At 75.3% G+C, this 16,517-nt stretch carries 3 protein-coding genes; all 3 read right to left on the bottom strand.

Annotation, left to right across the window (positions count from 1 at the left end; genetic code table 11):
• Position 1 precedes the first annotated feature (1 nt).
• Complete coding sequence (locus ACH4S9_RS12380; RefSeq protein ID WP_398371502.1) at positions 2 to 14,281, bottom strand: amino acid adenylation domain-containing protein; 14,280 nt, start codon at positions 14,279 to 14,281, stop codon at positions 2 to 4.
• Between the two features lie 444 nt (positions 14,282 to 14,725).
• A complete protein-coding gene (locus tag ACH4S9_RS12375; protein WP_311727882.1) occupies positions 14,726 to 15,661 on the bottom strand; it encodes a TauD/TfdA family dioxygenase in 936 nt (311 codons plus the stop codon).
• Positions 15,658 to 16,509 (bottom strand): enoyl-CoA hydratase/isomerase family protein, encoded by an 852-nt coding sequence (locus ACH4S9_RS12370; protein WP_398371500.1) that lies wholly within the window; start codon positions 16,507 to 16,509, stop codon positions 15,658 to 15,660. The genes ACH4S9_RS12375 and ACH4S9_RS12370 overlap by 4 nt, the downstream gene beginning before the upstream one ends.
• Between the last annotated feature and the right edge of the window lie 8 nt (positions 16,510 to 16,517).

The following is a 16,517-nucleotide window of genomic DNA, read 5'->3' as shown; positions in this document are numbered from 1 at the left end:
GTCACTTCCTCCAGTCAGCTTCGAGCTCGCCGAGCTCATCGAGCTCGTCCGGGTCCAGGTCCACCAGGGAGGTGTCGGGCGAGGTGCGGCCGTTCGCCTCGGGCCGGGCGGTGGCGAGGCGGGAGGTGGCGGCGCGGGCGGTGGCGTAGGACGTCAGGGCGTCCAGGGCGGTGAACCACAGGTCGGCCAACTCCTGGACCGCGGACTCCTCGAACAGCCCGGCGGGCCAGGTCCATGTGACGTTCAGCCGGGGGCCCTCGGGCCCGTCGTGGACGACCGCGTTGAGTTCCAGCGCGTGGGCGAAGGGCAGGTCCGGGTCGGCGGGCGCCACCCGTACGTCCTCGGGGGCCGCGCCCCACTCGGCGGGCCCGCTCTCGGGACGGACGCGCCCCAGGTAGTTGAACCCGATCTGCGGGGCGGGGGCGGCGGCCAGCTCGGCGGAGGCCCCGGGGTTGAGATGGCGCAGCAGCCCGTACCCGACGCCCTTGCCGGGCAGCGCGCGCACCTGCTCCCGTACCCGCGCCGGCGCGCCGCCCGCGGCCGCGCCCCCGGCGCGGAACTCCGCCCAGCCGACGCCGGCGTCGATCCGCAGCGGATGCATGGCGGTGAACCAGCCGACCGTCCGGGAGAGTTCGGCCCCCTCGCCCTCGCCCCGGCCGTGGCCCTCCAGATCGACCAGCACCGGGCCGTCCGCGCCACCGCGGCGCCGCCGCCACTCCGCGACGGCCGTCGCGAACGCGGTGAGCAGCACCTCGTCCGCCGCCGCGCCCGTCGCGCCGGGCACGGCCGTCAGCAGCGGCCCGGTGCGCTCGGGCGGCAGCACGGCCCGGTGGCGGCGGAGCGTCCGGTGGGTGTCGACGGCCGGGTCCAGCGGCCGGTCGGACAGCAGCGGGTCCGGGTCGCCTGCCATCCGCCGCCACAGCGGGAGTTCGGCTTCGACGGCCTCGCTCCCGGCCCGCCGGGGCAGCTCTCGCGCCCAGGTGCGGAAGGAGGTGCGCACGGGCTGGAGCGCCGCCTCCCGCCCGGCCGCGGCGGCCGACCAGCAGTCCATCAGGTCGGGGAGGAGGATGCGCCACGAGACCCCGTCGACCACCAGGTGGTGGGCCATCACCAGCAGCCGCCCGGGCCGCAGGTCCCCGGCGTCGAACCAGACCACCCTGACCATCGCGCCCGCGTCCGGCGCCAGTTCCCGGCGGGCCGCCTCGGCGTGCTCGGCCAGCACGGGCGCGAGCCGCCCCTCCGGGCGGTCCGCGATGTCGACCCGGCGCACACAGCCCGCCGCGTCCACCGCCCCGGCCGGGGGCACCTCGAGACGCCAGGGCCCCTCGCCCGACCGGTCGAGCCGGGCGCGCAGCACGGCGTGCCGGTCCAGGACCGCTTGTACGGCGGTGACCAGCGCGTCCTGGGTGAGCCCCGGGGCCACGCGGAGCAGCACGGACTGGTTGAACCCGGCCACCGGGCCGCCCAGTTCTCTCAGCCACTCCATGATCGGGGTGGCCTGGACGGTGCCGGTGCCGTCGTCGGCCGCGGGTGCCTCGGGGTCCTCGTCCGCCGCGGTGGCCGCGAGCGCGAGCTCCGCGGGGGTCTGGTGCAGGAACACATCGCGCGCGCTGATCGCCAGCCCCGCCTGCCGCGCCCGGCTGACCAGCTGGATGGAGCCGATGCTGTCGCCGCCGAGCACGAAGAAGTTGTCGTCGGCGAAGACCTCGGGGGCGCCGAGCAGCTCCGCGAACAGCGAGCACAGCAGCCGTTCCCGGTCGTCCCGCGGCCCCCGGCCACCGCCGCCGCCGTAGTCGGGCACGGGCAGGGCGGAGCGGTCCAGCTTGCCGCTGCGCCCCAGCGGCAGGGCCGCCATCGGCACGAACGCCGCGGGCACCATGTAGTCCGGCAGCAGCGCGCCCACGTGCTCGGCCAGCGCGGCGATGTCCAGCGCGGCGGTGTCCAGGGCGGTGCCGGTGGCGGGCACGGCGTAGGCCGCCAGCCGCCGGTCCCCCGGCCGGTCCTCGCGGACGACCACGACGGCCTGGGCCACGCCGGGGAAGGAGGCCACCGCCGCTTCGACCTCCCCCAGTTCGATCCGGAAACCCCGCACCTTGACCTGGGCGTCGGCGCGGCCCGCGAACTCCAGGGCGCCGCCGGGGCGCCACCAGACGCGGTCGCCGGTGCGGTACATGCGCGAGGACGGGGGCCCGAAGGGGTCGGCGACAAAGCGCTCGGCGGTCTGCCCCGGCCGCCCGTGGTAGCCGCGGGCCACGCCCTCGCCGGCCACGTACAGCTCTCCGGTGACGCCGGGCGGCACGGGCCGCAGGCGCTCGTCGAGGACGTACACCCGGGTGTTGTCCAGGGGCCGTCCGATGGGGATGGCCGCGCGGCGCCCCTCGACGTCCTCGCGGGTCAGCTCGTGGTGGATGACGCACTGGGTGCACTCGGTGGGCCCGTAGGTGTTGGTCAGCCGGGCCCCGGGGACGTGGTCCATGACCTTGCGGGCGGCCACGGCCGAGACGGCGTCACCGCCGACGTAGATGTCCCTCAGGCCGTCGAAGCTCTCCAGGTGGTTCTCGGCGAGCAGACGGAAGACGCCCTCGCTGAACAGCCCCACGGTGACCCGGTGTTCGGCCATGGTGCGGGCGAGGGCCGCGATGTCGGTGGCCTCGCCGTCGTACGCGACGATCCGGCCGCCCGTCAGCAGCGGCCCCCACAGCTCGTAGGTCGAGGCGTCGAACGACACCGGCAGGTGCATCAGCATCCGGTCCTCGGCGGTGTGCCCCCACCAGCGGTCCAGGACCATGTCGACGACACTGCGGTGGGAGACCGCCACGCCCTTGGGCTCACCGGTGGAGCCCGAGGTGTGGATGATGTACGCGAGGCCGCCGGCCGGCACGGCCGGCGCCGAGTGCCCCGTTCCGACGGCGTCCGGCGGCGCCACGCCGTCGGTCAGGACGAGCGAGACGTGGCCGGACGGGACGCGCGGGGCGGTCCGTGCGTCGGCGACCACCACCACCGCCTGGGTGCCGGTGAGGATGTGCCGCTGCCGGGCCTCGGGGCTGCGGGCGTCCAGCGGTACGTACACCGCTCCCGCCTTGGCGACGGAGAGCACGGCCACCACGTGGTCGGCCCGCCGCTCCAGCAGCAGCGCCACCCGGTCCTCCCGGCCGACACCCCGGGCCAGCAGCGCGGCACACAGCTCGTCGGAGCGCGCGTCGAGCTGTTGGTATGTCAGGCGCAACTCCCCCTGGACCAGAGCGGTGGCGTGCGGGGTACGGGCCGCCTGCCGGCGGAACAGCTCGGGCAGGGAGGCGTCGGGCAGGGCGTGTGCGGTGTCGTTGCGGACGACCAGCAGCTCGTGCAGCTCCTCCTCGGACAGCACCGGAAGCGCGCCGATCGGGCGATCCGGGTCCGCGACCGCCGCGCTGATCAGCCGGACCAGCCGGGCCGCCCAGGTCTCCATGGTGGCGCGGTCGAACAGGTCGGCGGCGTAGCGGATCTGTCCCCGGATGCCCGCGGCGGCGCCGTTGTCGGAGTACTGCTCGGTCAGGCTGAACGACATGTCGAACCGCGCCACGGGGGCCTCGGCCCCTTCCACCCGCCCGCGCAGACCGGGCAGATCGAGCTCCAGCCGGTCCGTGTTGTGCAGGATGAGCATCACCTGGAACAGCGGGTGCCGGGCGAGCGAGCGCTTCGGGTTGAGCTCCTCCACCAGGCGCTCGAACGGCAGGTCCTGGTGGTCGTACGCGGCCAGGTCCGTCTCCCGCACCCGGGCGAGGAGGTCCCGGAAGGTGGGGTCGCCGGAGGTGTCCGTGCGCAGCACCAGCGTGTTGACGAAGAAGCCCACCAACTCGTCGAGGGCATGGTCGGTGCGGCCCGCGCTGGGGGCGCCGAGCGGGATGTCGGTACCCGCGCCCAGCCGGGTCAGCAGCGTGGCGAGAGCGGCCTGGAGCACCATGAAGACGCTGACCCCGCTCGCCTTGGCGAGCGCCACGACGCCCGCGTGCGCCTCTGCGCCGAGCGCCACCGGCACCCTGTCGCCCCGGTAGCTGGCGGCCTCGGGGCGGGGGCGGTCGGTGGGGTACGCCAGCTCCTCCGGCAGGCCCGCAAGCCGGGCTGCCCAGTGGCGCAGCTGCCGGGAGAACTCGCTGTCGGGGTCGGTGTCGTCGCCGAGGAGTTCACGCTGCCAGAGGGTGTAGTCGGCGTACTGGACCGGCAGCGGCGGCCAACCTGGCTGATCCTCGCCGCCCAGGCGCGCGGCATACGCCTGTGACAGGTCGCGCAGCAGCGGGGCGTGCGACCAGCCGTCGCCGGTGATGTGGTGCATGACGACCACCAGCGCGGCGGTGTCGCCGCAGACCAGCAGCCTGGTCCTGAGCGGCGGCCGGCTGACGAGGTCGAAGCCCTCGGTGACGGCCGCGTCGATGGCGCCCGGCAACTCGTGCGGGGCGACCTCGGACTCCTCCAGTTCGGGCGTGCCCCGCTCGGGGTCCAGGACCCGCTGGAAGGGCACGCCGTCGACGGCGGGGAAGACGGTGCGCAGGGTCTCGTGCCGGGCGACCACGTCGCGGAGGGCCGCGCGCAGGGCGGGCCGGTCGATGTGCCCGGTGAGCCGCAGCACGAGCGGGATGTTGTAGGTGGCGCTCGGCCCTTCCATCTGGTTGATGAACCACAGGCGGCGCTGGGCGAAGGACAGCGGGACGGTCTCGGGCCGCGGCCGCGCCGACAGGGCGGGCCGGGCGGGCGCCTCGCCGTCCAGGCGCGGCGCGAGCCCGCGGACGGTGGGGGCCTCGAACACGACGCGCAGCGGCACGTCCGCCCCGAGGGCGGCGCGGATGCGGGACACCAGCCGGGTGGCGAGCAGCGAGTGGCCGCCGAGGTCGAAGAAGCCGTCGTCGACGCCGACCCGGGCCACGCCGAGGACGTCCGCGAACAGCCCGCACAGGATCTCCTCCCGGGCGGTACGGGCCGTCCGGGAGGCGGTGACCGGCACCTCGGGCGCGGGCAGCGCGCCCCTGTCCACCTTGCCGTTCGGGGTGAGCGGCAGCGTGTCCAGGACGACCAGCGCGGGCCTCGCGTAGTCGGGCAGCCGGGCGGCCACCCAGGCGGCCAGCGCGGCCGGGTCCACAGCCGCGCCATCCCCGGCGGCGGGTACGGCGTAGGCGACCAGCCGCCGGTCGTCCGCCCGGTCCTCGCGGACGAGGGCCACGGCCCGGTCCACCCCGGGGAACGACGCGACCGCCGCCTCGACCTCGCCCGGCTCGATCCGGTAGCCGCGCACCTTCACCTGGTCATCGGCCCGGCCCGCGAACTCCAGCACGCCCGCGCCGGTCCAGCGGGCGAGGTCCCCGGTGCGGTACATCCGGGAGCCGGGCGGCCCGAAGGGATCCGCGACAAACCGCTCCCCGGTCTGCCCGGGCAGGTTCAGATAGCCCCGGGCCACGCCGGTGCCCGCGATGTACAACTCGCCCACCACGTTGTCCGGCACCGGGGACAGCCCCGCGTCCAGGACATACACCCGGGTGTTCCACATCGGACGGCCGACCGGCACCGGGCCGTCCGCGAGCACCGCCCCCGCCGGAATCCGGTGGTCCAGACAGCCGACCGTGGCCTCGGTGGGGCCGTAGTGGTTGACCACCTCGACGCCCGGATGCCGGGCCCGCCACGACGCCAGCCGCGCGCCACTCAGCGCCTCACCTCCGATGACCAACTGCCCAGTGGGAGAACACGCATCCGGCAGCTCCTGAAGGACCGGCAGATGGCTCGGCGTCACCTTCGCGAACGTCACCCCACCCGGCACCGAAAGACGCTCATCCAGATCAGCGACCACCAGAGCGCCACCCGCCGCCAACGTCCCGTACAACCCCGTCAACCCCAAGTCGAACGACAGCGGCGAATGCAACAACGTCCGCCCCGCCAAACCCGGATACGCCACCACACACCGCACCACGTAATCCACCAACGACCCCTGCTCCACCACCACCCCCTTCGGCCGCCCCGTCGAACCCGACGTATAGATCACATACGCCGCATCGCACGCCGCCCCCTCCACCCCGGGGTCCTCGTCGCTCGCCTCCGCCAGCGCCGCCACCGTCTCCGCCGCGTCCAGCACCACCACCTCGGCGGGCCCCGCAGGCGGCGCCGCCCCGTCCAGGGACAGCACCAGCGTCGGCCGCGCGTCCGCCAGCAGCAGCCCCGTCCGCGAGCCCGGCTGCTCCGGGTCCACCGGTACGTACGCCGCCCCGGCCTTCTGCACCGCCAGCATCGCCACCACCGCGTCCGCGGAACGCGGCAGCGCCAGCGCCACCAGGGATCCGGCGCCGACGCCCCGGTCCAGCAGCAGCCGGGCCAGCCGGTTCGCCCGCGCGTCCAGCTGCCCGTACGTCAGCCGCAGCGCGCCGCACAGCACCGCGGGCGCGTCGGGGGCGGCCGCCACCCGCGCCCGGAACAGCTCCGGGAACGTCGCCTCCGGCACCTCGCGCGCCGTGGCGTTGCGCTCCGTCAGCACCCGCTCGCGCTCGGCGGCGCCCAGCAGTTCCACCGTGCCGATCGGCCGGTCCGGGTCGGCCACCACCGCCTCCAGCAGCCGCACGAACCGAGCGGACACCGCCTGTGCCGACGCGCGGTCGAACACCTCGGCCGAGTAGCCCACCAGCGCCTCGACGCCGGCCGGTTCGCCCCGGTCGTCGTATCGCTCGGAGACGCTGAACTGGAGGTCCAGCTTGGCCAGGTCGGGGTCGTACGGCAGGACATCGGCGTCGAGCCCCGGGAGGGCGAAGCGGGCGCGGTCCAGGTTCTGGAGGAGCAGCTTCACCTGGAACAGGGGGTGGCGGCCCGGCACCCGCCGGGGGTTGAGCGCCGCGACCAGCCGCTCGAACGGCAGGTCCTGGTGGGCGAAGGCGGCGATGTCGGTGCGCCGCACCCGGCGCAGCAGCTCGCCGAAGGAGGGGTCGCCCGAGGTGTCGGCGCGCAGCACGAGCGAGTTGACGAAGTAGCCCACCAGCTCGTCCAGGGCGTCGTCGCCACGGCCGAACACCGAGGTGCCGATGGGGATGTCGGTGCCCGCGCCGAGCCGGGTCAGCAGGGCCGCGAGGGCGGCGTGGAACACCATGAACGGGGTCGTGGCGGTCGCCCGGGCCAGCCGCACCACCGCGCGGTGGGTCTCGGCGCTCACCTCGAACGGGACCACCCCGCCCCGCAGGCCGTCCGCCGCCGCCGGCCGCGGCCGGTCGGTGGGCAGCCGCAGCTCGTCCGGCAGCCCGGCGAGGGTGTCCTTCCAGTAGGCGAACTGGCGGGAGATCTCACTGCCCTGGTCCGACTCGTCCCCCAGCAGTGCCCGCTGCCACAGGGTGTAGTCGGCGTACTGCACGGGCAGCGGCTCCCAGGCCGGGGCCTCGCCCCGCAGGGCCGCCTGGTACGCGAGGGACAGATCGCGGGCGAGCGGCGCGGCGGACCAGCCATCGCTGGCGATGTGGTGGGCGACGACGACCAGGATGTGCTCGCGCGCGCCGAGGACCAGCAGCGACACCCGCAGCGGCGGCTCGTGGGCGACATCGAATCCGGCACCGGCCGCGGCGGCGATCAGCGCGCGCACACCCTCGTCGTCCTCGCCCTCCGCGGCCACGACGGACACGGCGGGCACGGCGTCCGCGGGGTCGAGCACGACCTGCCGGGGGACGCCGTCGGCCTCGGGGAACACGGTGCGCAGGCTCTCGTGGCGGGCCGCCACATCGCCCAGCGCGGCCTCCAGCGCGGCGATGTCGAGTTCGCCCGACAGGCGGACCACCAGGGGGACGTTGTAGGTGCCCCGGCCGGTTTCCAGCCGGTTGATGAACCACATGCCGCGCTGCACATACGACAGCGGCAGCACCTCGGGCCGGTCCCGGCGCACCAGGCCGGGGCGGGCGGGTCCGGCGGCGCCCAGGCGCCCGGCGAGCGCGGCGGGGGTGGGCGCCTCGAACAGCGCGGCGACCTCGACCTCCACGCCGAGGGCCGCGCGGACGCGGGACACCAGACGGGTGGCCAGCAGGGAGTGCCCGCCCAGGCCGAAGAAGTCCGCGTCGGCTCCGACCCGTTCCAGCCCCAGCGCCTCGGCGAACAGCGCGCACAGGATCTCCTCCTGCGGGGTGCGCGGCTCCCGGTTCACGGTGCCGGGGAGGTCCGGCACCGGCAGCGCCTTGCGGTCCACCTTGCCGTTCTCGGTCAGCGGGACGGCGTCCAGCGCCACGACGGCCGACGGCACCAGATGGTCGGGCAGCGCGGCGGCGAGCGCCTCCCGCACCTGGCGGGGACGCGCCTGACCGACCACGTACCCGACGAGCCGGGGGTGGCCCGCGGGGCCCGGCACCACGGACGCCACCGCGTCCGTCACCCCCGGCAGCCCGCGCAGCCCGGCCTCGACCTCGCCCAGCTCGATCCTCCGGCCGCGGATCTTGATCTGGGTGTCCCGGCGGCCCAGGAACTCCAGCTGCCCGTCCGGCAGATACCGCACCCGGTCGCCGGTGCGGTACAGCCGGCCGCCGGGCGCGGCGGCGGGGTCGGCGAAGGGGTCGGCCACAAACGTGTGCGCGGTCCTGGCCGGGTCGCCCAGATATCCGCGGCCGACGCCGACGCCCGCCACGTACAGATCGCCGACGACGCCCACGGGGACGGGCTGGAGCTCGTCGCTGAGCACATACAGCCGGGTGTTGCGGATGGCCCGCCCGATCGGGGACGTGGTGCGGCCGGGGTCTTTGGTGATGACCGCGTGCGTGACGTCGTCGGAGCACTCGGTGGGGCCGTAGGCGTTGACGACCGGGATGCCGGGGAAGCGGGCGAACCAGCGGCGGCACAGTTCGCCGGGCAGCTCCTCGCCCGTGACGACCAGCCACCTCAGGGACGGCAGGGCGGGCAGGGGCTCGCCGTCGTCCCAGGCGTCCAGCGCCGCGCGCAGCAGCGAGGGCACCACTTCGAGGACGGTGACCTCCGCCCGGATCACCAGCCGGAACAGGCCTGGAGGATCGGCCGCGAGCCGCTGGGAGACCGCGAGGGCGCGACCGCCCACGACCAGCGGGGCGAGCATCTGCCACACGGAGATGTCGAAGGTCAGCGGGGCGTTGGCCACCACCGTGTCCGCGGCGGTGAGGCCGAGGTCCGCCACCTTGGCCGACAGGTGGTTGTTCATCCCCCGGTGGTGGACCATCGCCCCCTTGGGGCGGCCGGTGGAGCCGGAGGTGAAGATGACATAGGCGAGCTGGTCCGCGGGCGGCGCGCCCCCGGCGGCCGCGGGCCCGTTCCCGTACGCGTCCTCGTCCGTGTCCGTGTCCGGGCCGAGCGGCAGCACCTGTACCCCGCCGGATGTCCCGCCGGACGCTTCTGCCGCCTTGGCGGCCGCCTCCCGGTGCCCCGGCCCGGCCAGCAGCCACCGCGCCCCGGCGTCGGCCAGCGCGGCCGCGGAGCGCTCGGTGGGCGCGCCGGTGTCCAGCGGCAGATACGCGGCCCCGGCCGCCAGCGCGCCCAGCAGCGCGGCCACCGCCCAGCGGCCCCGGTCCGCCAGGACGGCGACCACCGCGTCGGGGCCCGCACCCGACGCCCGCAGCCGACGGGCCAGCCGGTCGGCGTGGGCGACGAGTTCGCCGTAGCCGAGGTCTCCGTCGTCGTCGGTGACCGCGACGGCGTCCGGCCGGTCCGCCGCCAGCTCCCTGACCCGGCCCACCACATCGCGCAGGGACTCGGGTGCGGCGGTGTCGTTCCAGTCCGTCAGCAGCCTGCGGTATTCCTCGTCGGCGAGGATCCGGGCGCCCGCGACGGGCGCGTCCGGGTCGGCCATGGCCGCGCTCAGCAGGCGACCGTAACGGCGCAGCAGCTCCCGTGCGGTGGACTCCTCGAAGACATCGGCGCGGTACTCCAGCGCCACCAGGATCCCGTCCGCCGCTCCTTCGGGGGTGAAGCGCTCCCGGACGTTGAACGACAGGTCGAACTTGGCGGTCCCCGTGGGCACGTCCAGCAGCCCCGGCCGGAGCCCGTCGAGCCCGGGCGGCGTCCGGTGCGAGCTGTCCATGGCCAGCATGACCTGGAACAGCGGGTGCCGGGCCGCCGAGCGCGGCGGGTTGAGCGCCTCCACCAGCCGTTCGAACGGCAGGTCCTGGTGGGCGTAGTCGGCCAGATCGGCCTCCCGCACCCGGGCGAGAAGCTCACGGAAGGTCGGCGCGCCCGAGGTGTCGGTGCGCAGCACCACGGTGTTGACGAAGAGTCCCACCAGGTCCTCGAGCGCCTCGTCCCCGCGCCCGGCCACGGGCACGCCGAGCGCGATGTCCTCCCCGGCGCCGAGCCTGCTCAGCAGCGCCGCCAGCGCCGCCTGGAGTGCCATGAAGGTACTGGCGCCGCATCCCCTGGCGAACTCGCCGACCCCGCGGTGGAGCGCGGCGTCGAGATCGAGGGTGACCAGGGCGGCCGGCGCGGTGGCGACCCGGTCCGGGTGCGGCCGGTCGAAGGGCAGGTCGAGCGGGCCGGGGAGGGAGGCCAGCCGCTCCTTCCAGTAGGCCGTCTGCCTCGCCGGGTCCGCGTCGTCGCCCAGGGTGCGCCGCTGCCAGGCGGCGTAGTCGGCGTACTGCACGGGCAGCGGCGGGAGTGCGGGCGCCCGCCCGGCCCGGCGGGCCCGGTAGGCGGCCGCGAGGTCGCGCAGCAGCGGGCCGTAGGACTCCGCGTCGGCCGCGATGTGGTGCACCAGCAGCAGCAGGACGTGCCGTCGCGCCGCCGTCCGGAACAGCCGGGTCCGCAGGGGCGGCTCGGTGGCCAGGTCGAAGGGGTGGGCCACGGCCGTGGCCAGTTCCTCGCGCAGCCGCGTCTCGTCGCAGGCCACGATGGTCAGCCCGGGGTGGGCGCCGGGCGGCAGGATGCGCTGGACCGGCACGCCCGCGCGGTCCGGGTAGACGGTGCGCAGGGTCTCATGGCGGTCGGCGAGGTCGCCGAGGGCCGCGGCCAGCGCGTCGGGGTCGAGGTCGCCGTCGAGGGTGAGGACCAGCGGGATGTGGTACGCGGCGCTGGGGCCCTCCAGCCGGCTCAGGAACCACAGCCGCGCTTGCGCGTAGGAGAGTTCGAGCTCGCCGTCACGGGGCACCGGGACCGGTCCGGGACGGACGGGCTTCCCCCCGCCCGAGCCCCCCTTGCCCGAGCCCTCCCCGCCCGATTCCGCGCCGCCCGGTTCCGCTTCCTCGCCGCCCGTTTCCTCGCCGCCCGCTTCTTCGCCGCCCAGCTCCGCCGCGAGCCGGCGCACGGTGGGGGCGCGGAAGACCACGTCGACCCCGCACTCGACCCCCAGCCGGGAGCGGATCCGCTGCATCAGCCGGGCGACCAGCAGGGAGTGCCCGCCGAGTTGGAAGAAGTCGTCGTCGATGCCGACGGCCTCGACACCGAGCACCTCGGCGAAGAACCCGCACAGCGCCCGCTCGCGCTCGGTGCGGGGCGGGGTGACGGTCCGTTCGGCCGCCGCGGACGGGTCCGGCAGCGCCTTGTGGTCGATCTTGCCGTTGGGGGTGACCGGCAGCGCGTCGAGCACCGTGAAGGTGGCGGGCACCAGATAGCCGGGCAGCCCGCTCTCCAGTGCCTCGCGCACCGCCGCCGGATCCGGCTCCGCCCCGGCGGCCGGTACCAGGTAGGCGGCCAGCGACGGCTCACCGCCCGGCTCCTGACGGACCACCACGGCGGCCTGGCCGACGGCGGGCAGCTTCAGCAGGGCGGCCTCCGCCTCACCCGGCTCCACCCGGTAGCCGCGGATCTTCACCTGGTCGTCGGCGCGCCCCAGGAACTCCAGCGCCCCGTCCGGGCGCCGCCGGACCAGGTCGCCGGTGCGGTACATGCGCTCGCCGGGGGACCCGAAGGGGTTGGCGACAAAGCGCTCGGCCGTCAGCGCGTACCGCCCCAGATACCCCCGGGCGACGCCGACGCCGGCCACGTACAGCTCACCGGGGACGCCGGGCGGCACCGGGGCGAGCCCGGCGTCGAGCACATAGCCCCGGGTACCTGGGATGGGCTCGCCGATGGGCGGCCGCTCCGGCCCCGACAGCGGCCCGCTCATCGTGGCGACCACCGTGGCCTCGGTGGGCCCGTAGGCGTTGACCAGCAGCCGCTCCGCCGACCAGCGCTCGGCCAGCTCGGCCGGGCACGCCTCGCCGCCCACGTAGAGGGCCATGTCCTCGGGGAGATCGCCGCGCGGGTCCATGACGGCCAGTGAGGACGGCGGCAGCAGCGCGTGGGTGATCCGCGCCCGGCGGGTGAAGGCCGCCAGCGGAGGGCCGGGCAGCAGCTGCTCCGCCGGGGCCGGCACCAGGGTCGCCCCGGACAGCAGCCCCATGCACAGCTCGGAGACGGCCGCGTCGAACCCCATGGACGCGAACTGGAGCACCCGGCCGCCGGGCCCGATCCCCAGGCGCCCGGTCAGCGCCCCGGCCAGCGCCGGGATGCCGCGGTGGGTGACCACCACGCCCTTGGGCGTGCCGGTGGAGCCCGAGGTGTAGATGACGTACGCGGGCCGGTCCGCCGTCAGTGGCGCGGTGCGCTCGGCGTCGGTGAGGTCGCCGTCCGGCAGGTCCGCCAGGGCCCGCGCGGTGGCGGGCGCGTCGAGGATCAGCGGCGCACGGTCGGCGGCCGCGGTCAGGTGGGCGGTGGCGGCGTGCGCCAGGACGCACCCGGGCGCGGAGTCGCTCAGGAGGTGGTCGACGCGCTCGGCCGGATAGCCGGGGTCGATCGGCACATAGGCGGCGCCCGCCTTCATCACCCCGAGGGCGGCGGTCACATAGTCCGCCGAGCGGGGCAGCAGCAGCGCCACCCGGTCCTCCGGGCCCACGCCCCGGCCGGCCAGCAGCCGGGCGAGCCGGTTGGCCCGCCGGTTCAGCTCCGCGTAGCCGATCGAGGCGCCCTCGTACTCGACGGCGGGGGCGTCCGGCGCGCTGCGGACCCGCTCCTCGAACAGGCCGGGCAGGGTCGGCCCCGGGGCCGGGTGGGGCACCGCCTCGTCCGGCGGGGCCACAGCGGCGCGGAGTTCGTCGTCGCTGAGCAGCGCCACCCGGGCCAGCGGGGTGGCCGGCTCCGCCAGGGCCCGGGCGATCCGGCCGACGAACCGCACATAGCGGTCCTGGTGCGCGGCGAGTTCGGCGGGGCCGTACAGCTCGGGGTGGACGTCGAAGTCGACCCGGATCCCGCGGTCGCCGACCCGGTCGTAGACCGAGATCGCCAGGTCCTGGATGAGCCGCAGCGACATGTTGTGCGCGTCGGCCCGGCTGTCGGCGAAGCGCAGGTCGTAGTCGAAGGGCACGACGTTGAGCTGCGGCCCGAAGAACCTGCGGTGGTCGCCTCGCAGGCCGAGGTCCCGGCGCAGGTCCTCGCCCCGGTAGCGCTGGTGGGCGAGCAGCCCGCGCAGCGCCGTGCGGGTGCGCTCCAGCAGCCCGCCCACGGTGGTGCCGGGGGCGACCTCGACGCGCAGCGGCAGCACGTTGGCCGCCATGCCGGGGACGTTGCGGGAGGCTCCGCCGGGGCGGGCGGTCACCGAAAGGCCCAGCACCACCTCGGCGGATCCGGTCATCCGGTGCAGATAGGCCGTCGTGGCGGCGACCAGGATCCGGGACCGGGAGACCCCGGCGCGCTCGGCCGCCCGGTCCAGGTCGCGCCGTATCCCGTCGGGCAGCCGGGCGCTGCGGCGGAGGAAGTCGGGGGTGGGCCGCAGCGGGCGCGGGGACAGCGCGCCGGGCTCGGGCCGGCCGTCGTACGTCCGGCGCCAGAACTCCCGGTCCTCGCGGATGGATTCCGAGTCGCGGTAGGCGGAGTCGGCGGCGAGCAGGGTGCGCACCGACTCGAACGGGGTGGCGTCCGGGGCGGTACCGGCCGTGAGCGCGCTGTAGACGTGCGCGACCCTGCGCACGAACAGGGAGGCGCCCACGCCGTCCAACAGGATGTGGTGGTAGGCGTGGTACCAGAACCAGCGGTCGGCGGCGACGCGGAACAGGGCGTAGGTGAACAGCGAGGAGCCGGTGAGGTCGATCTTCCTGCGCAGATCCCGGCCCATCCACTCCTCCGCGGCCCGCCGGGGGTCCGGCTCCGCCGAGACGTCGACGATCCGCAGCCGCCACCGGGGCTCGGGCCCCACCACCTGGCGGGGTCCTTCCTCGGTGTCCAGGAACCTGAGGTGCAGGGCGTCCGCCTCGGTGACCACCTGACGCAGCGCCCGCTCGAATATGCCGGGGTCGACCGGGCCGTGGATTTCCAGATACTCCGCCGCCCGGAAGATGGGGCTGTCGGGGTCGACCCGCTGGGCGAACCACACCCCCGCCTGCGCTCCGGTCAGCGGAAGTGATTCCTTTTCACCACACGCTTCAGCGCCGGCTTCACCGCACGCTTCACCACCAGTTTCACCGCACGCTGCACCACCGGCTTCACCCTCAACTTCTCCACCAGCGAAAGCCTGAGATCCGGCCATGACTCCTCGACTCCTCGCCATTCACCTGCGGATGGGGGCGGGGCAGGCCGGGCGGGAGGGAATTCCGGGCATGACGGTTCTCCGCTCGGCCGTCAGGAATCGCCGGGCGGTTCTCCGTCCGTGCTGTGCCTGCCTGGTTTACGCCTGGTTTACCGGACACTATCCAGGCCCTTCGCGGCCCGGCTGGACCGGCCCTGTACGGATATCTGCCGCCGGGTGAGCCGGGCGCGCGGGGTGGAATTCCCCGGAAATCGCGTGGACGATTACCGGGGTGCCGGCCTTTCGGCGGTATCAGTCGGACATGGCCACGAGAATGCGCCGCGGCCCGGTGTAGGCACGGCGCCCATGGGCCACCGCCACATTGTCGACGAGCAGCAGATCGCCGGCCTGCCAGTCGACATCGACCGCCAGCCGCATCCCGGTCTCCTGGACATGGGTGATGTAGTCGGCCGGGATCGGGCTGCCGTCGGCGAACACGACGTTCTGCGGCAGCTCTTCCTCGGGCAGCAGGTCCGCGAGCATCGCCGCGTCCTCGCCGAGCCCGGCCGGGTGCCACTGGTCGGCCTGGTTGAACCACACCTCCGCGCCCGTGACGGGGTGTTTCAGCGTGGCCTGCCGGAGCTGGGTCACCCGCAGCGAACCGTCGGGCCGCCACTCCCAGTCCGCGGCCGCGCCCTCCAGGAACGCCTCGGCCCCGGCCCGGTCCTCGGTCTCGAAGGTCTGCTGCCAGCTCTTGCCGAAACCCATGCCGTCGTGCAGGTTCTGGGTGTAGCGGACGCCGGGGGCGAAGGCCGCGCGGACCTCAGGGTCCAGGGACTCCAGCCACAGCACCCCGTCGACCACGGGGGTCGCCCCGCCGGTGTCCGGCGCCCGCTCGCAGTGGAAGAGAATCCGCGCGGGCCAGGTGTGGCTGTAGGACATCTCGTTGTGCATCGAGATCTCGTAGGCGGGCGGGTACTCGGTGGAGGTGTAGACGTTGCGCCCCACCTTGGTGCGCGGCGAGTTGCCGTGCACATACGCCAGCCGGTGGGGCAACAGGTCGCCGGCGGCCCGGTCGTAGGTGTCGGGGGAGATCCCGAAGCCACGGAAGACCACGGCCCTCTCGCGCGTCAGCAGCTCGGCGAGGTCGGTTTCCCGCAGATACTCCCGCAGTCCGTCCGGGGTCGCCGGGGCGCCGGTGCCGCCGGGGTCGACCACCGCGGGCCGCCAGGCCGGGTCGGTTGTCACCGTAGTTCCTCCTTGGTGTTCGTCGAGGGCTCCGTCGGGGGTTCGGGGGCCGCGGGGGCCGACGCCCGGCGGCCGCGGAAGGCCGCCACCGCCTCCTGGACCTCCGGTGAGCCGGCGGCCACCACCTGTGTCGACGCCTCCCGCTCCAGCGCGACGGCGAGGGAGGGTGCGTCCGTGTTGGACTGGAGGATCCGTTTGGTCAGGGCCAGTGCGACGGGGCTGTTGGCGGCGATCCGCTCCGCCAGGTCCAGGGCCGCGGCGGGCAGCTCCGACGGGTCGGTCACCCGGCTCGCGAGGCCGCGGGCGAGGGCCTCGTCCGCGTCGACGGGCCGGCCGGTGAGCATCAGCTCCGAGGCGTAGCCGTAGCCGGCGATCCGCGGCAGCAGCCAGGAGGCCCCCATGTCCCCGCCGGACAGGCCCATCCGTACGAAGGAGGCCCGCAGCCGGGCCCGCGAGGTCAGCACCCGGACGTCGGCGGCCAGCGCGAGGGACAGCCCGGCGCCGACCGCGGCCCCGTCCACGGCGGCGACCACCGGCTGCGGCAGGTCGCGCAGCGCGGTCACCGCCGCCCCCTGCCGCTCCAGCAACGCGAGGAGTTCGGCGGGGGGCAGCGCCGCGATGCGGCCCACTTCGTCGATGTCGTAGCCGGCGCAGAAATCCTCGCCCGCCCCGGTCAGGACCAGGACCCGCGCCGAGGAGTCCTCCCTGAGGCCGGCGCACAGCTCGCTCAGCGCGCGGAAGGTGTCCTCGGTCAGGGCGTTCATCCGGTGCGGCCGGTTCAGGGCCGCGACCACGACCCCGGGGCGCGGGCGGGTCAGCAGGAGGGGCGGGGCGGCGGCGTGGTTCACGGGGCCCT

Origin of the sequence: Streptomyces sp. NPDC021225 (genome assembly GCF_044332865.1) — a bacterium.
Lineage (GTDB): Bacteria > Actinomycetota > Actinomycetes > Streptomycetales > Streptomycetaceae > Streptomyces.
This window is presented reverse-complemented; position numbering and strand designations above follow the sequence as displayed.